The organism is Arthrobacter monumenti, assembly GCF_054511255.1.
The window spans coordinates 283,006-308,881 of record NZ_JBTNCY010000007.1 but is presented as its reverse complement, the minus strand read 5'-3'; the positions used below and the strand labels follow the sequence as shown (position 1 = coordinate 308,881).

The window sequence follows — 25,876 nt, the reverse complement described above, 5'->3', positions numbered from 1 at the left end:
CTTCAACACCGGAAGCCGATCGGCTATCGGGCCCTACGTTTCACGGACATAGGCCCCCGCGCCTGTCATTGCCGCCATTTCGAAGCTTGTACTGCGAGAAACCGCTACTGTGTAAAGGTCCGGCTTATAGGCTTCTCGCCCAAGGAAGATGGAACGTGGACAATGGCTGAGCAACCTGGCGATGACATCAAGCTGCGTGCAGCCTTCCTCCTTCCGAGCCTAGTGATTATCGTGGCCCTAGCCATCGTCGCCGGGCTTGTTCCCAGCCTTATTTATCCGGTGATCTGGACAATGCCAGTTGTGACGCTAGCCGCCTTCGGCGGCATCTTCCTGACGAGGCGGAGGCGGCGTCGCAACCGGGACTAGATGAAGTCCCCAAAAGGATCCATTACCGGATCACCCGGCATGCGTTGGGATTAATGGCCAAGAGTTAGTGACCGAATGCTAAACCATCCAATGGATACTATTGGATGTCGAGCATCATACCTCTCTTGGGCATTCAGCCAACTTGAACGATTTTCCTCGGCAGGATTCAGGGCCGCGAATCCGCTGCTTTAAGGTGGCGGTTACGTGGGCACCGGCATCTGTGCAGGCTAGTTATGGGGCCAACGACCCCAACAGATAGGGAAGACGTATGGGCAGAACAAGTGGTGCCGCGGGCTCCCGTCCAGAAGAATCACGAGCAAGATTGCCGCGTACTTCAGCCGCAGTTATTATGACGGTGCTTGCGGCAGTGAGTATCACCCTGATTCTCGCCCTTTCAGTGGGGACCGGCACCAACAACTCCACTATGCCCATGGTGATACTCACGATGGGGATATTCACCTTGATTCGCGCCGCACAACTCGGTTTTTCATTGAGCAGGAATGGAACTTATGAGCCAGCTTACAAAAAGTGGAAACGAATCCTTTTTGTACTTTTGGTGATCATTGGAGCCGTATGGTGTACCTACGAACTCATAACGGACGTATCTATTCTCAGCCTTGCCCTTTATCTACTTTTGGTCGCCAACTTGCTGTTCATGCTTCTTTTCGAATTCAGAGAACATCCAAGCCGACTAACGCCATCATGAGTGTTTCGGTTAGGATCGATTGCCCGGTTCCAAGGAGCTCACCGGAGACTTCGCAGATTTTCGTTACAAGGGTCAAAAATGCAGGTCCGGGGAGCCGAGGCCGGTGGTCAGGTCTGACATACTGTGCAGGTCGAAGACCGGCAGAGGATCCCTTATCAAACACTCATAGAGTGGGCTCTTTGTGCTCTGGCTGGCTCATCCGATCCGGCCGGAGCGCAGTAGCTGTAGAACTGCCCACCAGAACCCAAAAGGTACTCAATGATCGGTTCAGACATGAAAGACCAAGGTAGCCCACTGAGCAGCCGAATTGTTTCGGGGATGCTAAAGAACTGAGCCCTTATCACCTCGCCGGCTGGATCGGCAGCGACGTGCCCTATGGTCACCTCCCATTCGTCTACTTCGAAAACACAGGCGATGGAAAGCAAATCCGCAGTACGAAGCTCGATAACGTGCGCCAGGGCACCGAAGCGACGCGCTGAGATCCCACTCTCTTCAAAAATCTCGTGAGCCAGGCCGGGGAGGATCGATTCGTTTTCCTCCATAACGCCCCCGGGAAGACTCCAGTAACGGCGCCCATCCACTAGTTGGTCAACCAATAGCAATGAGTCTCCCCACCGGACAATGCCAGCGGCGACACGAATCGACTTGAAGTTCGAGTCTGGCTGGTGGGCGGGCATCCCTGCGGTTTCAATCATGTCCACAGACTATCCAGTGCCATGCCTTCTGACGTCGATGAGAGCCAAACACCGCTTTTCGACGTCTGGATGTACGGCACTCGATCACCCATATCCATCCCTCGCCGGCCATCTTCACTTGAACCTGTCTCGAACGGCTCAACGCCTATACGATGCCTGCATGGACATAGATCTCAGTTCAGGTTCGACCAAGTCGACAACGGAATCGACGGAACGTTCCATCCTTCCCTCACCACGGCATCACTGGTACATCGCCCGTGGAGTCCTGCAGTGGTCCAGGGCAGGCAGAAGGAGCCGGTCACTGTACGAAGAGCGTCTGGTCCTCATCGACGCGCCAACTCCTGCGAAGGCATTCGACGTTGCCCGGAAGGAAGCCAAGCAAGGGTGCCTCAAAGGACAGAAAAGCGTGGACATCTTTGACCTGATGTTGCCGGCCCAGCATCGCGGGCACGAGTTGTGCAGAAGCGAATACCGATCAACCGAAAGCCCGGACACGTTCGTGGCGCGTCGGTTCGAATCAGGAACGTGGCACGCCATGAAAGACAAGAACAATGTCTCCGGAAAATCTGACGACGCCGCCGGTACCGAACCGGTGCAGCATCATCCGGATCCCGGTGTGGTGGTTGTCCGGAGCCTCCACAGGTCCGGGCGGCTCCGCTTGGGCCGCGGCAAACCCGCTTATTTATGGATTGAGCGATTCTGCGCGTATGTGACCAACGATTTCGGCGAGGCGTTGCAATGGGCAGGGAACGATGATGAAACCTTCGCGCATGCTTCAGGGCTCGAAGCCTACCCTTTATGGGAGGCCTACAAGCTTCGGGAGCCACTGGGGGACAGAACCGAGCTGTTCTCCATCCTGCGGGAATCTAAAAAATCCTCCCGCAAATTCATAAAGCAGATCACCACAAAGACTGCGTAGCTTGAAACGCTTTGCACCCAGTCAAGGATCGGTATGTGAAGTCGTAGACCTCGTGGATCCGCAATAGAATCGCCTCGACTTGAGCGTTCACTCTCTTAGGATTGGTGAGGAGTGGTAGAACCGAGGGAACTGGGTAGATCTATGATGGGGCATCAAGACTCAGCCGACAGCAGCGTAGCGCCGCAACCGCGGACCTATGTTTCAACTGTCGAAGCCGACTCCACTGCGAAGGTGATCATGTGCGGTGCCGGTATCCTGATCCTGAGTTCGCTGCTGCTGGGGCTCTTTCTGCCGCCAGAAACCTCATCGACAGGCCTAGCGGTTATCTGGATACCTTTATTGGTGGTTGCTGCGGCAATGATCATTTTCCTTGGTCCGCGGTGGGCCAGGACAACAGCCAAGGTCGGCGGCGAGGGAGTATTCCTCTCCTCCGCGGGGATACGAGCCCGATTACCTCTGAATGAAATTGACTCCGTCAAAAACTCTTACTTTCCTAGTGGAGGCTACGGGTACCGGTACCTTGGCAAAGGGCATCGCGGGTTTATCAGTGGCGGCGCGCAAGTCGACATCGAGTTGAAGAACGGCCGGAAGTACACCGTCAGCGTCCAATCTGTCGACAGTTTTTGCTCGGCCGTATCGGCAGCTAAAACACCGAGATAAGCGACGCTCATGGTGCCCCGGAAGGGATTCCTCCCACGGGACATTCTGAAGTCGCGTCCTCTATCAATCGGCTGGGCTCGAATGTGAGACGATTCAGACTCGTGCTGATGATCGAAGGAGCGAATTTGAGCACCAAACATCCTCGACCTCGCATCGTCTGCATTTGCGGGTCGGTGAAGTTCTGGCCGCAGATGAATGAGCTGATACGGCGGTTATCTCTCGACGGAGATATCGTCGTTGCTCCTGTAAACTTCGAAGGTGACGGGGGCCGATTAACTGAAGACGATCGACAGCGACTCAACGCGCTGCATCTGCGCAAGATCGACGTGGCGGATAGCGTCATGGTTGTCTGCCCAGGGGACTACATCGGTGAATCCACTGCCAACGAGATTGCGTACGCCACCGCCGCAGGAAAACGGATTGACTACGTTCCGTGAACCATTTCCGTCTACCAGCGCAATAAATGAGCCAAGATATTTGGGGCTCGTCGCTCAATGGAGATGATATGCGCGTGAACGACATCGAAAACGTCAATGCTCGCCACGCCAAGCTCTTAGTTTAGACGCTCAAATGCTCGTGGAGCATGAGCCATCGACCCTCACGCTTAACCAGCGTGTTCGTGCCCCGCCCCTGGCCCTCTCTCTTCTGACCATCGATGTACCCAACCCAGCGGAACTGGTAGCGCACCACTGCCGCTTCGGGCGTCGCAACCACCCACTGCGCGTTGCTGATGGTGTAGACCTCGTCCTGAATCGCAGCGAACGTGCCCTGAACGGCGTCAACGATGTTGTCTATGCCCTCGTAGGAGCCATCGGTAAACCAGTACGTCGCATCTTCAGCGATGGTTTCCCGCCATCGCGCCATGTCTCGCGCGTTCGTTCGAGACTCGTACTCCTTCATGAAGGACTCGAGGTCGGCAATTAGTTCATCCTTGGTGTCCATCGAAGCAGGGTACCAATCAGGATCTTGGGTCACGCTGGGCTAATCGAGAATCGCAGAGACCAGTTTCCGCTTGGTATGCGCAAACAGATCGACGCGCCGGACCGCAATTGTGCACACGCGAGGTGCCGCGCTACTGAACTCTGGCTAGTATCTTGCCCAGCCAAGCACCAAGGCTCGGCAGACGGATGGTTTGCTCAGAGGAATCAACGGCAGCAATCATCCGTTGCCATGGTGCGATGCGATGCAGACTACCGAGCTGCTCAGCAGCGTCGAGGACTTCTGCGCGCTCGGAGTGGTCAATCTCCGGCCAATGCTCGGCATATGCGTCAACGAGTCGGCGCGTGGCAGAGTTCTGCGGCCATGGGTCGTTCAGTTCGACACCACCGATCCCACGGCCGGCTATATGCAACACGGCCCACGGGTGGGACCAAACGGCGTCGCCCAAGTCGAAAACCCTGCACGGTTTGCCGGGGGTGAGAGGTCGGACGGCGTTGCCCGGGTGGACGTCGTTCGGTTGCAGTGTCGGTGCCAGTTTGGTCCGTTCCAGCACCATCATGCGTTTTCGTAGTCGGGGCAGACCGCTCAGACATTGGGCTGCCAGGTCGTGGTTGATGCGTTGATGGTCGTCATACGGACGTGTCGCCAGATCGGCCACGAGTCGCTCTATCTCGTCAGCAGCGGTGGCAACCGGGTAGTGGGGAACGAGGCCGGGCACTCCGGTGTGTTCGGTGCAGGCACGTTGCAACTGGGCTACATCCGAAATGAGTGTTAGCCAGTCCCGCTCCGATGTCCAGTTGAGTGTCGGGCCTCCGTCAGGCAGGAGCGACCATCCTTGCTGAGGCTCAATTGCCCACGGAACGATGACCCGTTCGGCGGCAATCCGTCCGAGTGCCGCTAGCAGGGCACCTTCGAAGGCTTGTCCCGGATTAGCGACCTTAAAGTACGCCTGCCCAGAGTTCATCGGAACCCGGAAAACTGCCGACCAGAAGCGGACTCTGACTTCTTCCAGCGGTCCGGTTCGACGCTCCCCGCGGGCAAGCAGGGATTTATCCACCCACGTCGTCGCGTCGTCCCGGAACTCCGTGTTCGACCAGTGAGCGACAAGGGAAGCCATGATTGAGCATTATCTCACGCGCAGCAGGAAGAGTACCTGCTCCGTCCCACGGCACGATGGTCAGTGAGACACTGCCCCCTTAGATGAGCAGTGATGATCCGCGCTCACTAGCGCAGTTAGACAAGTCGCGCGTCACCTATCCGGACCGGATAGACCCTTTGACTATGGCAGGATGATTACCCTATGGAAGAGCCCACTGAAAGTATTCATCCGCTCGACCAGGATCGCGACCCGATCAGCACAGCCCTTGTCCGGGGCTTGGCCGCTGAGGTGGCGGCGCACTATGGCGGCGAACTCGCGCGAATGCGGCGAGCCAATGGGTACTCAAACGCGACGTGGGTCGGTAACGACATCGCCGTGCGGATCGCGCATACACCCGTTGACATGGCACGCCAGGCTGCGCTCGTGCGGGCTCTTCCGCGAGAGGTCGGGCACCCAGAGATCCTTGGAGAGGGCACTACCGAGGGCCACGGCTGGATAGTGAGCGCGGAGGTTCGCGGTCAGAACCTCCACGAGGCGTGGCCGACGCTGACGCCTGCGGAGCGGGAATCGGCGGTCCGTCAGCTGTGGGTTCGGGCCCAGATCGTGCACGACGCGAGCCCGTCTCTCAAGACGCTTGTGGCCCCGCACGGGGGGTTCGTACCGGCTACGCTCGACGCTGCCACCGCGGCTGCTAGCCGCGCCGAAGTCAGACTGGGACTGTCCAGCGCCCAGCGGTCGCGGCTCCATGGAGTCATCGAGGGCTACTTTCGGACTGCACCCTTGGTGGAACAGATCGTCAATCATGGTGACCTCGCGCTGATGAATGCCTTGTGGGACGGGGAGGTCGTCGCCCTGCTGGACTTTGAGTTTGCCGTGCTCGGTCCGGTCGAGATCGACCTGTGCCGGCTGGTATATGAGGCTCGCGTATCCGAAGAAGGCCATTGCGTTGATTCGGAGGCAGGCAACGCCGCGGTTGAGATCGCCGCTCGTCATATGGATCCAATTCATGGTCGAGCACTTATCCATGGAGCCGCGATTCTCGACCAGCTCCGCGACCTTGACATCTGGCTGGCCCTTGACAGTGTCGAGGACTGGCGGCCGGACCGCCTGCTCGCTGATCTGCTCGACGTCGACGGCGGCTATCTCGCACCCCTGCTCAAGTAACCGGCGCTTTCACGATGCGATGAACGTCAGCGCCATATTGGGTTAGGCGGGATAGTTCCCCCCCCCCGAGCTAGGCGCGTACAGCTGAACACAGGGCGTACAGAAACGATGAATTCCGAGACGCCGACAACTGATGTCATTTTCCGAAGTCGTCTGCACACCGTCGCGCAGGAAAACGGTTCGTGTGCAGCCGAGTGTGGACATTTTGATGTCAGAAGTCCTCTGCGCAAAACGCCGTATATCCAAAGTTGCCTGCACGAATCGTCGGTGCGGATCCATGCCGTAAGCGGATCGGTATGTCGGATCAGCGCCTCGTGTTCTTGCGGGCATGTGTCGCAGTGGTGGGGTTGTCGACGTGGCAGTTCATAGGTATCCGGTTATGGCAATGAATAAGCCGAGTGCGATAAGCAGGACTCCGAATACTCTGCTACCCCACATCAACGCGGGGACAAAACGGTCAGCGGTGCGTACGGCTATGCCAAACTCGTGGAAGGTTCGGGCTTGGAACCTCGCCAGTGACCCAGAAATGAATATCAAGGTGACACCCACCAGAGCGATGAGAATGCCGGTAACGATATGCATTCAGCTTCCCCCAAATTCCCAGATCAGACCCGCAACGATCATGGTCAGCCCCACCAGGAAGAATATGCTCGACATGACGGCTGCAAACCGAAGCTGGAAACGGTAGAGCTTGTCAGGTTGTTTAGTTGGGACCAGCCTCCCTCCCATCCTGGATAATGGCTTCCGAATCATGAATACGACGGAGACGGCGAGGCGGAGAATCACTCCAAACAGGCTCATTCCAATGGCATCGCTCACTGGGCCTGCTCCTAATTGAGAATGTAGTTGGAGTCCATCGCTGTCAAGGAATGACAGTACCGCTCGGGGTGCCCTGAATATAGGGATTCCATGAAGGACCACGTGGCAGAAATCCTGGCTTCGAAGGATCGGACGCGCTCTTCGCCCCCACGTGAGCTACCGACCCGCTGAGGGATGGGTGAGCGGACACATCTCGCCGCCGCAAGGATGGCGGACCGGGGGAATCACTGCGGGTTGATACAACCCGGTCGAATCGATCAAGTCGACCCCTCACTGAAAGCTGTCAGCGGAAGACTACTGGATATTCACTGCTTTTGGTGCCTTAGCTTAAGTTCTGACCGTTATCGGTGGTCTGTGCACCTTCTCTTCCTTCTGTCGTGCAGCGGCGTTGGGGTGAGCTCTGCCCAAAAATGTCCCTGGACATCCCCGCCGGACAAACAATCGCCCTGCTGGGCCAGACTGGTGCGGCAGTTCGGAGTACCGCGCGGACCGTGCGCTACGAGCCCACAAACACGCCAACGCTCCCGCAGTTGTTGGTTGAATAGCCGGATTTCCAGCGTTATTCAAACCATTTCTGTGGGAGCGTCCCGGGGCTATGACTGAGCTTGCCGGTCAGCGCAGCAGCACCGGTTCGGCATCGACCCGTATCCGGAACAGCGTGTAGGGCTTGGCCCGCAGGTCTTCGCCATTTTGGTAGTCCGACTGCCGGTGCAGCTGATTCGCTGTGACATAGAGGTAGCCGTCGCGGCCCAGCGAGAGTGTGTCCGGCCACAACAGCCGGGAATCGTGTGCCACCGTCTCCCAGGCTCCGTCGGAACCGGAAGCCCAACGGAGGACGGCATTGTGCTCGTAGTTCGTCGCGTAAACGTAGCCCGCCGCATCCGATTCGAGCCCGTCACCGGCGCCGCCTTTGTCCCCTTCCTCCGTGACTGTGGTAGCCACGGCATCATCGTCGAGTGAACGGTCCACGAGCGCATCGGTGGCCACACTGTACAGCCGGCGGCTGGCGAGCGGACAATAGTAGAGCCGGCCGCCGTCGCTGCCGATGGCAATACCATCGGAGCCCATCGCTATCGCGGGCCCGACAGAGCCGTCCGGTTGACGTTCCAGCACGGGCCGCCCCTCGACTACCGGCACGAAGTGAGACAATTCTTCCGCTTTCGTCGAGGGGTGATCGTGCAGCCGCCGCCAACTTTCGCCGGTGGCCAGATCGGCGACGACAATTCCGTTCGGTCCCTGGTCTGAGGAATCTGTCATGTACGCGATACCCTCCTGCCCGCGCCTGAGATCGAAACGGACATCGTTGAGATAGCTGGTCGGCAGGGCCACGTCCGTCGGAAACAGAATGGTCTTCACCACTGTGTCGGTTGCCAGGTCGACGCAGACCAGCTTGGGACCGCCATGTTCCGTCGGTTGGAACAACGGACTGCCGGTGTCCAGGATCCATAACCGGTTTGCCGGATCCACCACCACGCTTTGCACGGAGATCAAGGTGCCCGCCAGGTTATCCGGATCGCTCCGGTTGATTTCCTGGTTGGGGTAGGCAACCGCCTCGCCATCGACGACCTCGGCCACGGTGTACTCCACGTCGTCGCCCCATTTGGGATAGTTCACAAAGATCCGGCCCTCATGCGATACCGTGACGCCCGTTGGCATCGGACCGTGGAAGTAGGCAACCTCCTCCAATCGGCCCAGCGGCTGCTCGGCGGGAAGCTCCTGCATCTGATCCGTCATGACATACCTCTTCCGGTCATTTTCTGGCGGTCTCCGATCACTTGGGCGCTCAAGGGACCGCCCGCTTAGGGAAGTTTGTGGGCGATCACGTCCACGGGTTCGACGGCGGGCGCCTGGGTGAACAGCTCCTCTGCCCGGGCCATCAAAGCAGTTCCGAGGCGTCCACCAAGGTGGGCCTGCCGCGCCGCGTCATCAGGAAACGCGTCGAAGATCCCGAAACTCGAAGGACCAAACCGGACCGCGAACCACGCCACGGTCCCGGGCTCGTCGTTCACGATCGCCAACCCATCACGCAGGAACTGCTCGACCTCATCTTCCTTCCCCGGCTGCGCCTGAACCCGCACCAGCAACGCAGCGCTGACCTGGCCGCTCATGCGTTCGCCAACTCGGGCTTGATAACAACTTTGGTCCACCCGTCGTTACGCTCATCGAAGTTACGGTAGGCATCCGCCGCTCCGGTCAGCGGGACCTCATTGGAAACGATCCAGGACGGCTTCACTTTGTCTCCGGCGATCAGGTCACGCAGCTGCCGGTTGTATTTCTTCACCGGACACTGGCCGGAGCCGATGGTCTGGCCCTTAAGCCAGTGCAGGCCGTAGTCAATGGCAACCTTGCCCTGTTTGGCATCTTCGGTGGGCCCGCCTGGATCGGCTGGCAGGAAGACGCCGACGACGCCGATCCCGCCGGTGAAGCGCACTGAGGCGATCAGCCGGTTCAACGTCAGCGCCGGATCTTCGGTGCCCTGCGGGTCATGAGCCTGATACCCCACGCATTCACAGCCGCGGTCGGCACCCAACCCCATGGTCTGATCCAGCACGAACTGGACCGGGTCGGTTTTCGAATCATCAACCGGGATGGCGCCGATCTGCTCGGCAAGCCGCAGCCGGTCGGGATGTCGGTCGACCACCATCACTCTGGCGGCGCCCTTGGTGGTGGCGGACAGGGCGGCCATCAACCCCACCGGTCCGGCACCGTAAATCACCACCGTGTCCCCGGGGATGACGCCGGCCATTTCGGTGGCGTGGTAGCCGGTGGGGAAGATGTCGGAGAGCATTACATAATCGTTCTCCTTCTCCTTTGCGTCCTCGCCCAGGCGCAGACAATTGTGGTCGCCGTAGGGCACACGCAGCATTTCGGCCTGCCCGCCCGCCCAGGGTCCCATCGCCGCGAAACCATAGGCGGCGCCAGCCGCCGCAGGATCCGGCTGGGTGGTCAGACAGTAGTTGGTGTAACCGCGTTCACAGTTCTTACAGAACCCGCAGGAAATGTTGAACGGCAGCACCACGTGCTCGCCGACCTTGACCTTATCGACCCCATCGCCGACCTCGATCACCTGACCCATATTTTCGTGGCCGAAGGTGCGGCCGGATTCAAAATCGGTGCGGCCTTCATACATGTGCAGGTCTGATCCGCAGATATTCGTCGCGGTGATCTTCACCAGCACATCGGTGGGCCGTTCAATCTTGGCGTCTGGAACATCCTCAACACTGACGTCCCTCGGTCCGTTATAAACAACAGCTTTCATCGTTTTTCACCTTCCTGTTGCTAGTGGTGGGCAGCCTTGCCGCTGGGCTGCCCACGGGCTGCGCGTCTATCGCGCGGATCCCCGAAAGCGGGGGACGTGGGACGGAGAAGAGTCCCGGCATGTTATGGACAAAAGCGCCGATGAGCCGCCTGGCCTACTACACCGTTGGTTAGGGTTGGAAGACGGCTCTGACGCAGTTGTCCTTTTTGTTTTTGAAGATGTCGTAGCCCTTGGGGCCTTCCTGTAGCGGCATCACATGGGTGGCCATGTGCTCGGTTTTGAGTTCGTCGTTGGTTTCCACCACTTCCCCGATGAATCATGCTGACACTTTTTACCCTAAGCCTCCTTATAAAGCATGTCGAGGGGTCAACGGAAGTCAATCTCACGTGTTGGGCGATACGAAGGGGCAGTCGTAATTTGGCCCGGTACTTCGAGATCGTGCGTTTGACTGCGCGGGGCCTGGTCCGCACGCGACGGGCGGGCATGAGATCATGCAGGACTGCGGCCCCGATCCGGCCGGTCAGGTCAGCAGTGGCCTGCGCGATGATCCCGACGGCTTGGATGACCTGGTCACGAGCTGCCTGAAGCGCTGTGGTGAACGAGAGGCGATCAGGATCGAGTGAGCACGGCGTCCTTCTGGCCCCTGCGCTAACGGGGCGGCTCCGGAATGTGTACGCCATAGAACTCTTCAGCGTTGCGTCGCCAAAACGCGTCGGTGCTGGAAACTCCGATGGAGGTCACAAGCCGTTCGGTGAGATCGACGACGTCGGGGTATTCGAGAAGTTGACGTGAGACGGGCCAGTCGCTGCCGAACATCACGCGGTCTTCACCGAAGGCTTCGAAGATGAACTGTGCATAGGGCTCGAAGTCGGCATCCGTCCAATGCGGCCCGACTTCCGTCAGCATGCCGGAGAACTTGCAGTAGGTGCCGGGACGTGCCGCCAACCGCGTCATCCAGGTTCGCCACTGACCGTCGTCGTCCCACCGGAAGGTGGGCTTGGACAAGTGGTTGATGACTGCAGGCAGTTCCGGTACCGCGGCCAGGGCTTCGTGGACGGCGGGCATATAGTCCGGGCGGGTCAGTGCTTCAAAGCGGACGCCGTGTGAGACCAGCGCGCGGAGGCTTTCGCGGACTTGGGGCTGGGCAATCCACCGGCGGTCATCTTTGTCATGGATCATTGGCCGTACGGCCAGCAAATAGTCGTCCTTGGCGAGGTCCGCGAGCGTCTCGAGCCCTTCCGGATCGTCGAGCGGGGCCCATCCTGTGACGCCGAGTACGAATCCGGTACGGTGTGCTAGATCGAGCAGGAAGCGGGTTTCGTCAACGTTCTCAGCCGCCTGGATAACGATGGTGCCTGCCACGCCGGTGTCCTCAAGTTCCGGGCCGAGCCGGGCAGGCAGATGATCCTCCTGGAGGAGTCCCGGCGGCATCCAGGGGTAATCGCCCCGTTGTACCCGGTCTAGCGTCCAGAAGTGGTGGTGGGAATCCAATCGCGCTACGCTCATGATGTTCACTCCTTGTGGTTCCCCCGCGCACCCGGCCCCCAACGTGTTACCGAAGGGGGCCGGGCGAAGACCGGCTGGTTACATTATGGGAGTTTGTCGGCCAGTACGTCCACAGGTTCAACTGTCGGAGCACCGGTGAACAACTCGTCTGCACGGGCAATCAGCGCGCTTCTGAGCGGGCCATTGAGTCCCGTTACAGTGCGAGGGGACCGCTCTGCGCCAGGGACGGAGGTGACCTCGTTGCTCAGGAAAAGCCGGCAACTGAACCGCTGCAGGCTGGCTGCGGGGATGACCACCGCTCCGCTGGCATCTGCGTAGATATAGTCACCCGGAATAACGCATACCCCGGCGACCTCGACGGCGATGTTGGCTGCGAAAGGCATCACGGTCTCGCCTCCCCACGGATCGCTTCGCCCCGGCACCAGGTGGAGAACGGATATCCGCGCAGCTCCGCGAAATCGCGTACCGCCCGTCCGCCAGCACGCCCGCCAAGTCCAGATTCGCCACTCTGGACAGCTTCGTGCCGCTGCCGTGGGAGGCTTCGGGGTATCCGCCGCTGGACAAGACCAGCACACGTCCACCGGGTTCCTCTCCGACCGCTTGATGGAACAACGCACCGAAGCCGGTCAGTGTCTGTGGGAGATCATCCCGGTAGGGCAGGTAGGCGATGGTCGCGGCCGGTCCAAAGAGACGCCGGACCGGGTCGGGGCTGGCCAGGGGCAGGATGTGTGCGCGGTGGGTGTGTATACGGCCCATGGCGTCAACCAGTGAGGCGCAACTGAGCTGCCCGGGCATCTCGGCCGGCTGGGTGGCATTTCCTCCGCTCACCGGCTGCGTCCGTTCCGTTGCTCCCATCGGCTGGGGTGGACCTCCAGTGCGGCTCTGTCCCAGTGGCCATTGATGGCGGCAGCTTCATAGGTGCTCTGCAGGAACCCCAGCAGCGCCTGATCGGGGTCAGGTGCTGTGCGGACCGCTTCGTAGGGGAGCAGGAACTGCCCGTTCTCGGCACTGTAGAACGCCTCGGCCGGGCGGACCGGGAAATCGGCGAAGCCCTCCGGCTCGGGATACGCGTAGGCGTAAAAAGCGCCTTCGGTGCCACCACCGGGCCAGAAGCCGCAGCTGCTGAGCTCACGGGAGTAGCCTTCCTCCATCACCCAGTCAGCACAGTTCGGTGCGCCGCCGGGGTGGGTCGGTGCCCGGCGGCCGGAGAACCGGGTACAGGCCAGGTCCATGCCACCCCAGAAGAAATGCACTGGACTGACTTTGCCCATGAAATGTGATCTGAATTGCCCGATCACCCGGTCCGCCTGGACCAGCTGTTGACCGAACAGTTTCGCGGCTTCGGCGTCGTAGGAGGAGTGCACCGTGTCCTGGGCGAACGGGATCGCCGGATCGACCTCGTTGGGACGTGCCTGCTGAATCTGTACCTGGATTCCCAATCCGTCGAGTGCAGCCATGATCCGGGCGTAAAAATCGGCCACAGTCATGGGTTCCAACGCGAAGTCACGGGCGGCACCGTCGCTGCTGCGGATGCTCAGCCGGTGGTCCTGGAAGTCGAACTCGATGTCGAAGTTCCGATTTTGGTACGGGATGGCCGAGGTGGTCAGGCCGCGGGCGGTGACGTAGAGGGGGACGTGCCACCAGTGGTTGAGCAGCGGGGCTTGCGTCAGGCGGATTTTCCCGACGATCTGGGCCCACATGTGCAGGGTGTCCCGCGTATCGGTCCAGTCATCGACGCGCAGGGCCGGCCATTCGCCGGTGGTTTGGGGTGGCTGTGCGGTCACGGGCTCTCTCCTTCTGCGGTGACTTGTTACCGGTGTTCGGGGTTGTTGAAGTCGGGACGGCAGCCGGCGTCCCACTCGGAGCGCTGATTCCCGTACGCAGGGATGCCGCCGGCGCTTTTGAGCATGTGTGCCAGGTGCATCAGGTTGTACGTCATGAACGTGGTGTTGCGGTTGGTGAAGTCGTTCTCCGGGTTACCCGAGCCGGGGTCAAGATAGGAGGGGCCTGGCCCGGCCTCGCCGATCCATCCGGCGTCGGCTTGGGGAGGGATGGTGTATCCGAGGTGTTGCAGGCTGTAGAGCACGTTCATGGCACAGTGCTTGACGCCATCCTCATTGCCGGTGATCAGACAACCGCCAACCCGGCCGTAGTATGCATACTGGCCAGCCTGGTTCAGCAGCGCCGAGCACCCGTAGAGCCGTTCGATGACCCGTTTCATCACCGAGCTGTTATCGCCCAGCCAGATGGGGCCGGCCAGCACCAGAATGTCGGCCTGCATGATCCGATCGAACAGGTCCGGCCACTCATCAACTGTCCATCCCCGCTCTTTCATATCCGGCCACACCCCGGTGGCGATGTCGTGATCGACGGCCCGGATCGTTTCGACCTCGACGCCGTGGCCGGTCATGATCTGTGCGCTGTAACGGACCAGTCCGTCAGTGTTGCTCGGCTCAGGAGACGGTTTCAGGCTCGCATTCACGAACACGGCGCGCAGACCCGCGAACACGGCGCGCAGACCCGCGAAGTGCGGAGGCGTCACGCTGCCAGCTTCATCGCCGTCGCCACGTTGCTCTGTACTGTGCACCGCATCAGCCTTTCTGGGATGCTGATCATGTAGTCTTCCACCCTGCTCCCGCCGCGGTGGTTGCGCAACCGTTGGGTGGTGCTCAGAACTGGCGCGCTGCTGTGGTTGGTGCACCACTGCGCCATTCGATTTGGGTTTACCGGTGCAGGTGTTGTTTCCAGTCCGTGGGTACGCGGCCTTGCGGCCCGGGTGCCGGCTGGGATGCTGGATGGGATTGCGGTGCGGCAAGCTCGGGCCCGTCGTAGAATTGTTGTGTCTGGGCGTTCCAGAACCAGTCTTCGCCGGGCTCATAGCTGGTGATCACCGGGTGCCCTGATGCCTGGGCATGCTGGGTGCCGTGCCGGGACGGGGAACTGTCACAGCAACCGATATGGCCGCATTGGGCACAACGTCGCAGGTGCATCCACCAGCCGGGCCCGTCGCCGTCAATACACTCGACACAGCCGGGACCGCTGGGCTCCGCCGCAGGATCAACACCGGTTTCTGCTGGATTCATCATGAGCTCCTTAGGGTGCGCAGTTCCATCCGCACTTGCCTTTCCCGGCGATGGGTAATTATCGGTCGATCCAGTGCTATGGAAGGCTAGTTGGTTGCTTTGTCGGCTGCGGTCAACGCCGCCGGCGTGACCGGATCCAGGACGTCGTCGAAATCGTGATGTGTCTTCAGGTACTTGGCTACATAGGGGCACACGGCGACGATGCGCTTGCCGTCGTTGCGGGTGTCGGCCAATGCGGCTGAGACGAGGGTCCCGGCCAGGCCACGGCCGGAGAACTGTTCGCCGACTTCGGTGTGATAAAAGATCCGCTGCCCGCCGGACTCAACGTAGGCGACAAATCCGGCTCTCTCATCGTCGACGGTGATTTCGTACCGGTTACGGGATGGCTCGTTCCTCACCGTTGATTCGGGCTGGTCTGGTGCGGACGTTGCCTTGGGATCTGGCTGCTCTGTCATGGCTTCCACTATGCCCCAGGACATTCCCGCCGTACACCCCCTGCGGTAGCCGCCGGAGAGATATGTTTGACCGCGGGCCACCGCAGATCACGGTCAGCGCGGGCGTAAACCAAAGTTGCCTGTGATGGAACGCATCCCAGGGGTAGAGGAATGGTGCACGTGCACTTAGTCTGGAGGAAGAACGACACCAGCCCATGGATTGACCTCTCCCGGCTGTGTACTCTCGACGAGGAGTCCATCGATGGCCAACACATTGCCCTCGGAGCGTTTATTACTGCGGCCGTGGACCGTGGACCGTGGACGATACCGAGGCCGCGTTCGCAATACCCGTGCATGAAACGCGACTGGGCCGAATACCTCGGCGAACCCCTCGACGCCACCACCAGCCGCGTTGAGTAAGACGACAACCCGATAGCGACCAGCACCACGCTGTTGAGCTCCGTCGCGCAGAAGCAACGAAACGATAGCGATGCAATGCGGGATCTCCCCCACGCAGTCACCGCAGGCGCCGCCATCGGAATCGGTTACCTCATAGTCAACCGCGACTTAACACCGGCTTGTGAGCATCCGGGGGCATGTTCTGTTTTGGTCTTGACAGTGGTTATCAGCGGTTTTTGTTGATGCTCAGAGATTGATCATGTGGCCGGTGAGGCCGTGGAAACCTTCCTGCAGTGACTCGCTCAGGGTGGGGTGGGTGTGCACGTTGCGGGCCAGTTCGGTGGCTGTCAGGTCCCACTTTTGGGCCAGGGTGAGTTCGGGTAGCAGCTCCGAGACGTCGGCACCGATGAGGTGGCCGCCGAGAAGTTCACCGTATTGTTCGTCGGCGATGAGTTTGACGAATCCGGACGGTTCGCCGAGCCCGTGGGCTTTGCCGTTGGCCGACATGGGGAAGGTGCTCACCTTGATCTTGTGGCCCTCGTCTGTGGCCTGTTGCTCGGTCAGGCCGAAGCTGGCGATCTGTGGCTGGCAGAACGTGGCCCGTGGCATCATCCGGTAGTCGCCCAGGGCCATGGTTTCGGCTCCTCCGATGGTTTCGGCAGCCACGACGCCTTGTGCCTCGGCGACGTGGGCGAGCTGGAGTTTGGCTGTCACGTCCCCGATCGCGTAGATGTGGGAAATGTTGGTCCGCATGTAATCGTCAATGGCGATGGCACCGTCATCGGTCAGTTCAACACCGGTGTTTTCCAGCCCGAAGCCTGTCACATTTGGTGCGAAGCCGATGGAGACAAGGGCCCGGTCGGCTTCAATGCTGCCGGTGGTGCCGTTGGCTTCGGAGTAGTCGACCGAGATGGATGAGCCGTTGTCGGTGACTTTTTCGACTCTGGTGGAGGTGAGGATGTTGATGCCCAGTTTTCTGTACTGTTTAGCGATCTCTTTGGACACATCCGCGTCTTCGGTGGGCAGCGGCCGGTCGAGGAATTCGATCATCGTCACCTGAACACCGTAGTTGTGCAGGACGTAGGCGAACTCGATACCGATCACCCCGGCGCCGGCGATGACGATTGAACCGGGCAGGCTGCGGTCCAGGATCTGCTCCTCGTAGGTGAGGACGTTCTCACTCAGTTCCACCCCGGGCAGCATCCGGGCGCTGGCACCGGTGGCAATGATGGCGTTATCGAAAGTGACCGTCCGGGTTTCACCGTCGTTCAGTGACACGTCAATGCTGCGCTCGTCCCGGAACACGCCGGTGCCATTGATTTCAGTGATCTTGTTTTTCTTCATAAGGAAGTGCACGCCTTTCACCCGGCCGTCGGCCACTTGGCGGCTGCGGTCGAAAGCGGCACCGAAGTCGAAGCTCACATCGCCGGTGATGCCGAACTGTTCGGCCTGAGTGGTGAAAATGTGTGCCAGTTCCGCATTGCGCAACAGCGCCTTCGATGGGATGCAGCCGACATTGAGGCACACTCCGCCCCAATACTTGCGTTCAACCACGGCCACGGACAGCCCCTGCTGTGCCGCACGGATCGCCGCCACATAACCGCCGGGTCCGGACCCGAGAACAACAACATCGAAGTGCTCACTCATGGCAACCAACTCTCCTCACACAGCTACGGTCCCGCCGGTTCCGGGGCTATCAGCTTAGCGACCCTGGACCGGATCGTTCACCGCCCCGTCCTGGAACAACTCGTTGATCGACGTCGCGATCTGAGGGCGGATCCCGTCTCCGGCATCAGGGTCTTCCAGCACGGATTCGGGGTCGATGAGCGTGACGCGGTGCCCGTCGAGGGTGAGCCGCCGCACGGCTTCGAGCAGCATGCGCCGGGCAACGTCGTTGACCATGTGCACACGGGTGAGGTCAAAGGCCACATTCTCCTCATCGGGGGAATGATCGGTCAGGGCACGGATGATCCGCTCGGCTCCCGCGAACTGAATCGTCCCCTGCAACCTGTACACATTGATGTGCGTATCGTTGACGGATTGGATCTTTGCGGCGTCCCGGATCACGGCGCGGGCCGGTGGTGCCACTTCCATCAGGTGCAGGCCCATGTCGGCCGAGAGCCGCTCACAGGCTTTGACTCCGCGGACGCTGTTGCCGTGTTGGTCCAACCCGGGCGAGAAAGCTGCAAGACCGACCTGTCCGGGCAGGGCGCCGATGATGCCGCCGGCGACGCCGCTCTTGGCCGGGATACCAACGGTGGTGACCCAGTCACCGGCTGCGTCGTACATTCCGCAGGTTGTCATGACACTGAGTACTTGACGCACCACATCGGGGGCGATGATCCGTTCACCGGTAATGGGCTGGACTCCTCCATTGGCCAGTGTGGCTGCCATGACAGCGATGTCTGCGGCGGTGACCTTGACCGAGCACTGCCGGATGTAGCCACGGACCACGTCCGTTGGATCCTGCTCGACGATACCGTTGCTGGCCAGCATGTGGGCGATGGCCAAATTGCGGTGTGCGCTGTCCATTTCCGACCGGAAGACGGATTCGTCGACGGCTAATGTGCGGCCCGCGAAGGCTGAGAGTATGGCGACGATGCGCTCGTTGCGGTCCTTGCCAGTGCTGTCTCCGACGAGGGTATGGGCGGTGATGGCTCCGGCGTTGATCATCGGATTCAGCGGCCGGCCGGAGCCGGCCTCGAGGGACAGTTCGTTGAACGCATCACCGGACGGCTCAACTCCGACCTTCTCAAGGACGGCGTCCAACCCCTGGTCAGCGATGGCCAGGGCGTAGATGAAGGGTTTGGAGATCGATTGAATGGTGAACTCTACGTCGGTGTCTCCGGTGCGGTAGACAGTACCGTCGACCGTGGATAACGCGATACCGAATAGATCGGGTTTTGCGGCGGCCAGCTCGGGGATGTAATCCGCCGGTGCCCCGGAGGTGTCAGCGGCGCACTCTCCCAGGACTTCGGTCAGGTAATCAGGAATAGGCGACTGCACGCCATCACGCTCCTTCGGTCGGCGTCACAAGCAACAGGGCATGGATTCACGATACGGCAACGACCATGCGGGGCGGACACAGCAATTGAATCCGGTGTCGGCCCCGTTGGCGGTGGTTTACCCTGATGGGGTGACCACACAGCGCACGAAGTCCACCATGCAGACCCGCCGCCGGCAGCTCTCAGGACAGCTGTCGGCGCCACTGCGCCAGTACCTGGATACAGAGTCCGCCAGTGCGGCACTGATGATCACCGCGACCGTGCTGGCTTTACTGTGGGCCAACTCGCCATGGTCCGGTGTGTACGAGGGTCTCTGGTCCACCGGCATCTCGCTGCAAATCGGCACCATTGACCTGGGGATGGATCTGGGGCACTGGGTCAACGACGGCCTCATGGCCGTGTTCTTTTTCATTATCGGCTTGGAGGTCCGCCGCGACCTGTCGGTGGGTGAACTCACCGACCGCCGCCGGGTGAGGCTGCCGCTTCTGGCTGCCATCGGCGGGCTGGTGGTGCCCGCACTTCTGTACTTGTGGCTCGCCCCCACGGGTGAAGCCGCCCTCGGTTGGGGCATCGTGATCGGCACCGACACCGCTTTTCTACTGGGCACCCTGGCGCTGGTGGGTCCTGCGACCTCGACACAGCTGCGGGTCTTCCTGTTGACGCTGACGGTCGTTGACGACATCGTGGCCGTGTCGGTGATCGGCCTCGTGTACTCCGATTCCCTCGACGGTGGCGGATTGCTCGCCGCCGCGGCAGCCCTGGCGGTACTGGTCGTCCTGGGACGGATTGGTGTCTGGCGCACCGGCCCGTACGCGGTGACCGTGATCGTCGTGTGGGTGGCGACGCTCGCCTCCGGGTTGCACGCCTCGATCGCCGGAATGATAGCGGGACTGCTCATCCCGGCGTTCACGCCCAAGAGGGAGGCCGTCGAAGGGGCGGCGACCCGGTTCCGGGCCTTCCGCCAATCACCGATGGCCGAAGTGGGACGGACAGCCAGAGATGCCCTGGCCCGGGCGGTGCCGGTCAATGAACGGATGCAGGTCCTGCTGCGCCCGTGGGTCAGTTACGTCATTGTGCCGGTCTTCGCGCTGGCGAACGCCGGGGTCGATCTGCGCGGCGGGCTGCTCGCCGAGGCCCTGGCCTCACCGGTAACCTGGGCCGTCGTCACCGGGTTGGTGGCGGGCAAGTTCCTGGGTATCGGAAGTTTCGCCTTGACCGCGGCGAAGCTCGGGTTGGGCCGGCTGCCGCAAGGTGTGGGTCCGGGCCAAGTGATCGGTGGTGCCGCCTTATCCGGTATCGGCTTCACGGTCTCGCTGCTCATCATCGGTCTCGCCTTCGACTCCGAGCAGTTGCAGGATGAGGCAACCGTGGGCGTGTTGATCGCCCTCGTCCTCGCATCCATGCTGGGCTGGCTGACATTTCGGCTGGCCGCCATCTTCCACGGGGAAACATCGGCTAGCCTGCCCACGACCCTTGCCCGCCCTGTGGACCCCGGACGTGATCACATCCGGGGCCCTGCCACAGCACCATTGACCCTGGTCGAATACGCGGACTTCGAGTGCCCCTTCTGCGCTCGTGCCACAGGCTCGGCCAAGGAGGTGCGGGAACACTTTGGTGAGGATCTCCGGTACGTTATCCGTCACCTACCGCTGCCGGATGTGCATCAACATGCCGAGGTCGCCGCGGCAGCAGCAGAGGCGGCCGGAGCGCAAGGGCGGTTCTGGGACATGCACGATCTGCTCTTCGTCCACCAGGACCAGCTCGAGCTGGAGGACCTGGCCGGATACGCAGGTCGACTGGGACTCGACCTCGAAAAATTCCTCCACGACGTTACCGGGCAGCGCCATGCTGCACGCATCAGAGACGACGTGTCCGACGCCGAGGCCAGCGGCGCACGTGGCACCCCGACCTTCTTCATCGGCACCGAGCGTCATGTAGGCCCCCACGACGCCCAAAGCCTCATCACCGCTCTTGAGGCCACGCGGGATGGACGACCAGACACGACCCCGTAAGCGCCGCAGCGCCCCGTCAGTTCATCTCCTCATCCTTTGGCCCCGGCTGCCACCGCCTGGTCATCGGAATCGGCCAGAACCCTCCAACCATGTTGCCCGAAGTCCATGAAGAACGAGGGCATAGCACATCCACTACGCACGCCCCTTTACCAAGCGACTGTTGCTACCCGCCCGCTGGACGGGGTGCCGCCCTTCGTCTGGCACGGCGCCATCCGCACCCCCGAGGTCGTCGAACTCGCCGCATACTACGGCGACGGCTTATTCTCCAACCACATCTTCTGGCCCGCCTCGCACACCCAGCGAATGGTTGAACTGTACCGGCAACGATTTGAGCTCCATGGCCACGGCACCGCCGCCCAAGCCACCGTCGGTCTGGGCGGGCAGGTTTTCCTCCGCCCCAACAGCCAGGATGCCGTTACCGAGTTCCGGCCATACTTCGACAATGCCCCCGTCTATGGCCACGGCCCCTCCCTGGAAGACTTCACCGCCCAAACCCCCCTTACGGTCGGGTCCCCGCAACAGGTCATTGAGAAGACCCTGTCCTTCCGCGACTATGTCGGCGATTATCAGCGCCAGCTCTTCCTCGTCGACCATGCCGGTCTGCCGCTCAAAACCGTGTTGGAACAACTCGACCTGCTCGGCGAGCACGTCATCCCGGTCCTGCGCGAAGAGTTCGCCAAAAACCGTTCACCCGAAGCACCGGACGGACCTACTCACACCGCGCTCATGGAGCAACAGCGCACCACCAACCCCGCCCGCGAACAGGAGAAGAGCCATGACTGAACTCACCATTATTAGCGGTGGACTGCGCGATCCGTCCTCCACCAAACTCCTGGCGGAGCGGCTCGCCACCAGTGTCAGGAACCATTTGGGAGATCAAGGTTTAGAGACCACAGTCAACATGGTGGAACTACGCTCGCTGGGACGATCAATTTCGGATGCCATGATCTCCGGGTACTCGTCAGAGAATCTGGAGACCACTTTCAGTACGGTCAACAATAGTGATGGTTTGATCGCGGTTAGCCCGGCGTTTAATGCCAGCTACAGCGGCCTGTTCAAATCGTTCTTCGACGTCCTGCCCGAAGAAACGTTGACGGATATGCCCGTGCTCATCGGGGCAACCGGTGGCACTGACCGCCACTCACTCTTCCTCGAACACGCGATGAGGCCCATGTTCTCTTACCTGCACGCTATCGTCTCGCCCACGGGTGTGTACGCCTCCACCGACGACTTCGGAGCCACCGAACGACGCGACACACTCGGTGCCCGCATCGACAAAGCAGGAGACGACTTCGCCCGCCTCCTCTCCTCGTGTGGGCGACGCCAACCCCGTGACGCGTTCAACGAGGACCTCCAAACAATGGAAGACCTCCTCAGCCAGCGGTGAAGCCCGCAAGGGAATGGAAGGAGACCTGGTGACAACTGAGCTGCACGTCCCAGCGGCATCATCCGCCTGAAGGGTCCACAGGCGCGGCGCAGTGCATAAGCAGCCAGTTGTAACCGGTCCGGCAAAGGGCCACGAAAGGTAGTTCCCATGCGCCAGCACGCACACCGTGCCGACGACATCGCCACCGCCCTGCGCGGATCGCCGCCGAGTTCGGCTACGATCTCGTCCTTGACCACGGCACCGAAGCCCATCTCCTCGCCGACGTCATCGCCGAAAAGGGCATTCCGGTGCTGATTGGGCCGCTCTTCACCGCCCGCTCCAAAGTTGAACTGCGCCAACGTTCCCTACCAATCCGGGCAAATTGGCCGCCGCCGGCATCGAAATTTCCATCATCACCGACCACTCGGTCGGTCCCGATCCACTTTCTGGTCCACCAGACCACGCTGACGGTGAAGGAAGGGCTGGACCGGCAGAAGGCGCTCGAGGCGATCACCATCAATCCCAAGGTGATGGGTGTCGCCGACCGCGTCGGCTCGCTGAAGGTGGCAAGGATGCCGACTTGGTGCTGCGGAGCGGCGATCCGCTCGAATAATGCACCGGGCGCGGCAGGTCTTCATCGGTGGCAAGCAGGTGTTCGCCTACGACGACGACAAGCGCGAAGGAGCCGTCGCGCCCCAGGAACTAAGCCCGGACACGTGGCTGGACTCGGGGTGCACCCACCGGATTGGTGACCGAGGCTGGGCTGCAGACGTTGAACCTGGCGGACGGTTATGAAGAACCCAGTCGCTGCATGAGCATCCTCTTGCCCTGCTCGACAGCCTTTCGATTATTGTCCTGAATCTTGCGGAACCATTCAGCCAGCTCATCATCACCCTGGCGTTCGGCTTCTTGGATGAAAGGCTCCAACTTCCATGTGTTCTTCATCGAAGCTTCAAGTACCCACACCAGGTTATAGTTCTTGTCCTTCGCCAGGCTCTCGAGTGCATCATTATTCATAACTTCTTAGTCTCCTCAGCGTGTCGTCATCCTCAACGTTATGACCGCCACACCCCCTTAGCAAGGATGCTTGTTGTTCCTTGGTTCAAGCGCCTCCTCGCCCCCCGGGGCGAGGGAGAGCTCTCCCCCGTCGTCGGGATCCAGGATGCCAGCGAAGACGGGCTTGCCCCCGAGAGTCGGCAGCGGCAGCCAGTCGATGTCGCCACCGCGGCCGATCAGCGCCACGGTGTGGCCGTCCCCGATCGTCGCGTAGTCCCGCAGCGGGCGTTCGTTGCTCGGCGACTTCGATATGTTCACGACGCACCTCATTCCACGTTCTGTGGGCGTTTATACGGTCAACCGATGCCGTCTCGGGATGCCGTCTGGATGGGGCCTCCCATCGCTCCGAGGCCCCAAACAGGCAGTCGAGGCGCACGCCGAGTCAGGTAGTTGCCTCTCCAGCGGGGCCGTCGTCACCCGGCGGTGGTGATGAACTCCTTGGCAGGGGCCTCCCCGTCGCTGAAACGGTACGTGTGCTGAATGCTTGCGGGGTTCTTGAGAGATTCCGTGACCATCGCCGCGACGCTGGCTCGGGAGGTGCTCCGCGAGCCGTCGGTGTCTACGCCGACTCCGGTGGCTTCCTCGTCGGATAGCGTGGTCGGTGCGACGATCGTCCAGTCCAGGCCGGAGTCCCGCAGCACCGCGTCGGCGATCATCTTCGACTGGGCATACGCGAAGAAGCTTTCCGACTGCGGAACACCGTGCTGCAGGCTGGCTCCGGCCCAAGAGACCATCACATAACGCAAGACGCCGGCATCGATCGCAGCCTGCATCGAATAGATCGCCGCGTCACGGTCAGTGCTGTAGGTCGCCTCCATCGAGCCGCCGCCGGCGCCGGCGGCCCACACGATGGCATCGTGCCCGGTCACCAGTTCAGCCAGCTGGTCGATCGTCAGAATAGAGACGTCGGCGATGCGCGCGGTGGCTCCGAGCTGCTGGATATCGTCGGCCTGCTCTTCGCGTCGGATGACGGCCGTGACCGTGTTCCCGTCTTCGACGAGCAGCGGGATGATCCGCTGGGCCACTCTGCCGTGCCCCCCGAAAACGATGATGTTGCTCATGTGCGTGTCCTTTCTTCTCGGCCGGGTTGGCCTAGATGTATTAACCAGCAAGGTTGGTGACGCGGCTGGATGGTGATTTTCCTCCGAGCGCGGTGTGGCCTCTGTGGTGATTGTAGTGGTCGATGTAGTCCTGATAGCAAGCTGAGCGTTCGGCCTCGCTGGTGAATTCCTGGGCGTAGGCCCATTCCTCCAGCAGGGTGCGGTTGAACCGTTCGACTTTGCCGTTGGTTTGCGGCCGGTAGGGGCGGGTCCTTTTGTGCTTGATGTCTTCGCCGAGGGCGTCTTTGAAGGCGTGGGAGCGGTAGCAGGAGCCGTTATCGGTCAGCACCCGCTTTACGTCGATGCCGGCGTCGTTGAAGAACGAGTTGGCCCGGTTCCAGAACCCGGCCGCGGTCTCCTTCTTCTCATCCGGCAGCTCTTCGGAGTAGACCAGCCGGGAGTGGTCATCCACGACGTGATGCAGGTACGCGTAGCCCGGTTTACGGTTCGACGCGGTGCCGGTCTTGTTGCGGTTCCCTGCCGCCCGTCCCAGAGCCCGGTGTCCGCCGCCATCGGGAATCCGGCCGAGTTTCTTGATGTCGACGTGGACCATGTCTCCGGGATTCTCATGCTCATAACGGCGCACGGTCCTGCCGGTGGCCCGGTCCTGCCAGGATAGTTTCGCCAGCCCGTACCGGGAGAGCACGCGGTGCACCGTCGAGGGATGCATGCCCAACTTGTAGGCAATGCGGGCCGGTCCCCACCTCCGGTTGACCCGGATCCCGATGATCCGCCGCTCACGCCGGACCGGAAGCTGCCGCGGGCTCCTGTGGGGGCGGGAGGAGTGGTCTTCCATTCCGTGTTCGCCGTGCTCACGGTACCTGTGCGCCCACCGCTGAGCGGTCGGTACGGAGACCTGGAATCGTTCGGCGGCCCGGCGCAGCGGCCACCCGGAATCGACGACCCTCTGGGCCAGCAGCAGCCGCCCTTTCGGCCCGAGGATGGCGTTAGGATGGGACACGGAAACCTCCTGGGTGAATCGTTGGAACTCTTTGACAAGCTCCACCTCACCCGGAGGTTTTCTTTATGTCAGCCTCCCACGCCGACGTCACTAACCTTCATGGTTAATACACCTAGGACGTCAGTCGAGCAGTGGACCCGCCCAGCGCCAGTCGCGCTGCGCCCCGAGGTACTCGACCCGTTGCACGTCCTCGTCGTGGTCGCCGTCCCTCGCCCAGGCGAGCACTGCGGTGTGGTCCTCGAAGTCGCCCTCCTCCACCACGTCACCCATGGCGTCCAGGAACCGGTAGGAGGTCATGTCCAGGGATTCTCCCCCCAGGGCGCAGGGG

The 25,876-nt window shown here is 61.1% G+C and carries 32 protein-coding genes and 1 pseudogene; 11 read left to right on the top strand and 22 right to left on the bottom strand.

The window, feature by feature from the left end:
* Positions 1 to 162: 162 nt before the first annotated feature.
* Both ACX80B_RS12865 and ACX80B_RS12860 read left to right on the top strand, forming a co-directional pair.
* Complete coding sequence (locus ACX80B_RS12865; RefSeq protein WP_459296705.1) at positions 163 to 366, top strand: hypothetical protein; 204 nt, start codon at positions 163 to 165, stop codon at positions 364 to 366.
* Between the two features lie 268 nt (positions 367 to 634).
* The gene (locus ACX80B_RS12860; RefSeq protein WP_459296703.1) at positions 635 to 1,072 is read left to right on the top strand and encodes a hypothetical protein; all 438 of its coding nucleotides are present in this window, start codon (positions 635 to 637) and stop codon (positions 1,070 to 1,072) included.
* A 155-nt stretch (positions 1,073 to 1,227) separates the two neighbouring features.
* Here the strand turns inward: ACX80B_RS12860 and ACX80B_RS12855 are convergent, their stop codons facing one another.
* Positions 1,228 to 1,767 carry an NUDIX hydrolase gene (locus ACX80B_RS12855; protein WP_459296701.1) on the bottom strand — a complete coding sequence of 180 codons (540 nt, stop codon included), beginning with the start codon at positions 1,765 to 1,767 and terminating at the stop codon, positions 1,228 to 1,230.
* A gap of 160 nt (positions 1,768 to 1,927) precedes the next feature.
* On the opposite strand from ACX80B_RS12855, the gene ACX80B_RS12850 reads away from it, so the two are divergent.
* From ACX80B_RS12850 to ACX80B_RS12840, 3 genes are all read left to right on the top strand, one after another.
* Positions 1,928 to 2,686, top strand: a complete 759-nt coding sequence (locus tag ACX80B_RS12850) for a hypothetical protein (RefSeq protein ID WP_459296699.1) — start codon at positions 1,928 to 1,930, stop codon at positions 2,684 to 2,686.
* A gap of 141 nt (positions 2,687 to 2,827) precedes the next feature.
* Positions 2,828 to 3,346 (top strand): hypothetical protein, encoded by a 519-nt coding sequence (locus ACX80B_RS12845; protein WP_459296697.1) that lies wholly within the window; start codon positions 2,828 to 2,830, stop codon positions 3,344 to 3,346.
* 125 nt (positions 3,347 to 3,471) lie between these two features.
* Positions 3,472 to 3,783, top strand: a complete 312-nt coding sequence (locus tag ACX80B_RS12840; RefSeq protein ID WP_459296695.1) for a hypothetical protein — start codon at positions 3,472 to 3,474, stop codon at positions 3,781 to 3,783.
* Between the two features lie 121 nt (positions 3,784 to 3,904).
* Here the strand turns inward: ACX80B_RS12840 and ACX80B_RS12835 are convergent, their stop codons facing one another.
* Positions 3,905 to 4,288, bottom strand: a complete 384-nt coding sequence (locus tag ACX80B_RS12835; RefSeq protein WP_459296693.1) for a YybH family protein — start codon at positions 4,286 to 4,288, stop codon at positions 3,905 to 3,907.
* A 130-nt stretch (positions 4,289 to 4,418) separates the two neighbouring features.
* Positions 4,419 to 5,402: a hypothetical protein gene (locus tag ACX80B_RS12830; protein ID WP_459296691.1), complete on the bottom strand. Its 984-nt coding sequence runs from the start codon at positions 5,400 to 5,402 to the stop codon at positions 4,419 to 4,421.
* Between the two features lie 183 nt (positions 5,403 to 5,585).
* On the opposite strand from ACX80B_RS12830, the gene ACX80B_RS12825 reads away from it, so the two are divergent.
* Complete coding sequence (locus tag ACX80B_RS12825; RefSeq protein ID WP_459296689.1) at positions 5,586 to 6,548, top strand: phosphotransferase family protein; 963 nt, start codon at positions 5,586 to 5,588, stop codon at positions 6,546 to 6,548.
* A 582-nt stretch (positions 6,549 to 7,130) separates the two neighbouring features.
* Here the strand turns inward: ACX80B_RS12825 and ACX80B_RS12820 are convergent.
* From ACX80B_RS12820 to ACX80B_RS12765, 12 genes are all read right to left on the bottom strand, one after another.
* Positions 7,131 to 7,367 carry a hypothetical protein gene (locus ACX80B_RS12820; protein ID WP_459296687.1) on the bottom strand — a complete coding sequence of 79 codons (237 nt, stop codon included), beginning with the start codon at positions 7,365 to 7,367 and terminating at the stop codon, positions 7,131 to 7,133.
* Between the two features lie 612 nt (positions 7,368 to 7,979).
* Positions 7,980 to 9,101: an L-dopachrome tautomerase-related protein gene (locus tag ACX80B_RS12815; protein WP_459296685.1), complete on the bottom strand. Its 1,122-nt coding sequence runs from the start codon at positions 9,099 to 9,101 to the stop codon at positions 7,980 to 7,982.
* A 65-nt stretch (positions 9,102 to 9,166) separates the two neighbouring features.
* Positions 9,167 to 9,475 (bottom strand): putative quinol monooxygenase, encoded by a 309-nt coding sequence (locus ACX80B_RS12810; protein WP_459296683.1) that lies wholly within the window; start codon positions 9,473 to 9,475, stop codon positions 9,167 to 9,169.
* Complete coding sequence (locus tag ACX80B_RS12805) at positions 9,472 to 10,626, bottom strand: glutathione-independent formaldehyde dehydrogenase (protein WP_459296681.1); 1,155 nt, start codon at positions 10,624 to 10,626, stop codon at positions 9,472 to 9,474. The genes ACX80B_RS12810 and ACX80B_RS12805 overlap by 4 nt, the downstream gene beginning before the upstream one ends.
* A 169-nt stretch (positions 10,627 to 10,795) precedes the next feature.
* Entirely contained in the window at positions 10,796 to 10,930 is a 135-nt protein-coding gene (locus ACX80B_RS12800; protein WP_459296679.1) for a hypothetical protein, read from the bottom strand.
* Between the two features lie 344 nt (positions 10,931 to 11,274).
* A complete protein-coding gene (locus ACX80B_RS12795; RefSeq protein WP_459296677.1) occupies positions 11,275 to 12,132 on the bottom strand; it encodes an amidohydrolase family protein in 858 nt (285 codons plus the stop codon).
* 83 nt (positions 12,133 to 12,215) lie between these two features.
* On the bottom strand, positions 12,216 to 12,518 hold the full coding sequence (locus tag ACX80B_RS12790; RefSeq protein WP_459296759.1) for a hypothetical protein: 303 nt from the start codon (positions 12,516 to 12,518) through the stop codon (positions 12,216 to 12,218).
* A complete protein-coding gene (locus ACX80B_RS12785; RefSeq protein WP_459296757.1) occupies positions 12,457 to 12,927 on the bottom strand; it encodes an RraA family protein in 471 nt (156 codons plus the stop codon). The genes ACX80B_RS12790 and ACX80B_RS12785 overlap by 62 nt, the downstream gene beginning before the upstream one ends.
* Positions 12,928 to 12,956: 29 nt before the next feature.
* Positions 12,957 to 13,916, bottom strand: a complete 960-nt coding sequence (locus ACX80B_RS12780) for a DUF5996 family protein (protein ID WP_459296675.1) — start codon at positions 13,914 to 13,916, stop codon at positions 12,957 to 12,959.
* Positions 13,917 to 13,942: 26 nt separating this feature from the next.
* Positions 13,943 to 14,674, bottom strand: a complete 732-nt coding sequence (locus ACX80B_RS12775; protein WP_459296755.1) for a flavodoxin family protein — start codon at positions 14,672 to 14,674, stop codon at positions 13,943 to 13,945.
* 181 nt (positions 14,675 to 14,855) lie between these two features.
* Positions 14,856 to 15,218, bottom strand: coding sequence for a UBP-type zinc finger domain-containing protein (locus ACX80B_RS12770; RefSeq protein ID WP_459296673.1), 363 nt, complete (start codon positions 15,216 to 15,218; stop codon positions 14,856 to 14,858).
* An 83-nt stretch (positions 15,219 to 15,301) separates the two neighbouring features.
* On the bottom strand, positions 15,302 to 15,670 hold the full coding sequence (locus tag ACX80B_RS12765; RefSeq protein WP_459296671.1) for a GNAT family N-acetyltransferase: 369 nt from the start codon (positions 15,668 to 15,670) through the stop codon (positions 15,302 to 15,304).
* 159 nt (positions 15,671 to 15,829) lie between these two features.
* Between ACX80B_RS12765 and ACX80B_RS12760 the strand changes: the two genes are divergently transcribed.
* A complete protein-coding gene (locus ACX80B_RS12760; protein ID WP_459296669.1) occupies positions 15,830 to 16,069 on the top strand; it encodes a hypothetical protein in 240 nt (79 codons plus the stop codon).
* A gap of 225 nt (positions 16,070 to 16,294) precedes the next feature.
* On the opposite strand, the gene lpdA is transcribed toward ACX80B_RS12760, so the two are convergent.
* Positions 16,295 to 17,695 (bottom strand): dihydrolipoyl dehydrogenase, encoded by a 1,401-nt coding sequence (lpdA, locus tag ACX80B_RS12755; protein ID WP_459296667.1) that lies wholly within the window; start codon positions 17,693 to 17,695, stop codon positions 16,295 to 16,297.
* A 54-nt stretch (positions 17,696 to 17,749) separates the two neighbouring features.
* Complete coding sequence (locus ACX80B_RS12750) at positions 17,750 to 19,054, bottom strand: glutaminase (protein ID WP_459296665.1); 1,305 nt, start codon at positions 19,052 to 19,054, stop codon at positions 17,750 to 17,752.
* Between the two features lie 130 nt (positions 19,055 to 19,184).
* Between ACX80B_RS12750 and nhaA the strand changes: the two genes are divergently transcribed.
* The 4 genes and pseudogenes from nhaA (at position 19,185) to ACX80B_RS12730 (ending at position 23,226) form a co-directional block, all read left to right on the top strand.
* Complete coding sequence (gene nhaA / locus ACX80B_RS12745; RefSeq protein WP_459296663.1) at positions 19,185 to 21,065, top strand: Na+/H+ antiporter NhaA; 1,881 nt, start codon at positions 19,185 to 19,187, stop codon at positions 21,063 to 21,065.
* Between the two features lie 135 nt (positions 21,066 to 21,200).
* Positions 21,201 to 21,848: pseudogene (locus tag ACX80B_RS12740) on the top strand (LLM class flavin-dependent oxidoreductase); the annotation flags it as partial.
* Positions 21,841 to 22,452 (top strand): FMN reductase, encoded by a 612-nt coding sequence (locus ACX80B_RS12735; RefSeq protein ID WP_459296661.1) that lies wholly within the window; start codon positions 21,841 to 21,843, stop codon positions 22,450 to 22,452. The pseudogene ACX80B_RS12740 and the gene ACX80B_RS12735, both read left to right, overlap by 8 nt.
* Before the next feature lie 591 nt (positions 22,453 to 23,043).
* On the top strand, positions 23,044 to 23,226 hold the full coding sequence (locus tag ACX80B_RS12730; protein WP_459296659.1) for a hypothetical protein: 183 nt from the start codon (positions 23,044 to 23,046) through the stop codon (positions 23,224 to 23,226).
* Here the strand turns inward: ACX80B_RS12730 and ACX80B_RS12725 are convergent.
* The 5 genes from ACX80B_RS12725 to ACX80B_RS12705 form a co-directional block, all read right to left on the bottom strand.
* Positions 23,221 to 23,448, bottom strand: a complete 228-nt coding sequence (locus ACX80B_RS12725; protein WP_459296657.1) for a hypothetical protein — start codon at positions 23,446 to 23,448, stop codon at positions 23,221 to 23,223. The genes ACX80B_RS12730 and ACX80B_RS12725 overlap by 6 nt on opposite strands.
* Positions 23,449 to 23,505: 57 nt before the next feature.
* On the bottom strand, positions 23,506 to 23,745 hold the full coding sequence (locus tag ACX80B_RS12720) for a hypothetical protein (RefSeq protein ID WP_459296655.1): 240 nt from the start codon (positions 23,743 to 23,745) through the stop codon (positions 23,506 to 23,508).
* Positions 23,746 to 23,900: 155 nt separating this feature from the next.
* The gene (locus ACX80B_RS12715; RefSeq protein WP_459296653.1) at positions 23,901 to 24,548 is read right to left on the bottom strand and encodes an NAD(P)-binding oxidoreductase; all 648 of its coding nucleotides are present in this window, start codon (positions 24,546 to 24,548) and stop codon (positions 23,901 to 23,903) included.
* A 40-nt stretch (positions 24,549 to 24,588) separates the two neighbouring features.
* Entirely contained in the window at positions 24,589 to 25,548 is a 960-nt protein-coding gene (locus ACX80B_RS12710; protein ID WP_459296651.1) for an IS481 family transposase, read from the bottom strand.
* 120 nt (positions 25,549 to 25,668) lie between these two features.
* On the bottom strand, positions 25,669 to 25,845 hold the full coding sequence (locus tag ACX80B_RS12705; protein ID WP_459296649.1) for a hypothetical protein: 177 nt from the start codon (positions 25,843 to 25,845) through the stop codon (positions 25,669 to 25,671).
* Positions 25,846 to 25,876: the final 31 nt, after the last annotated feature.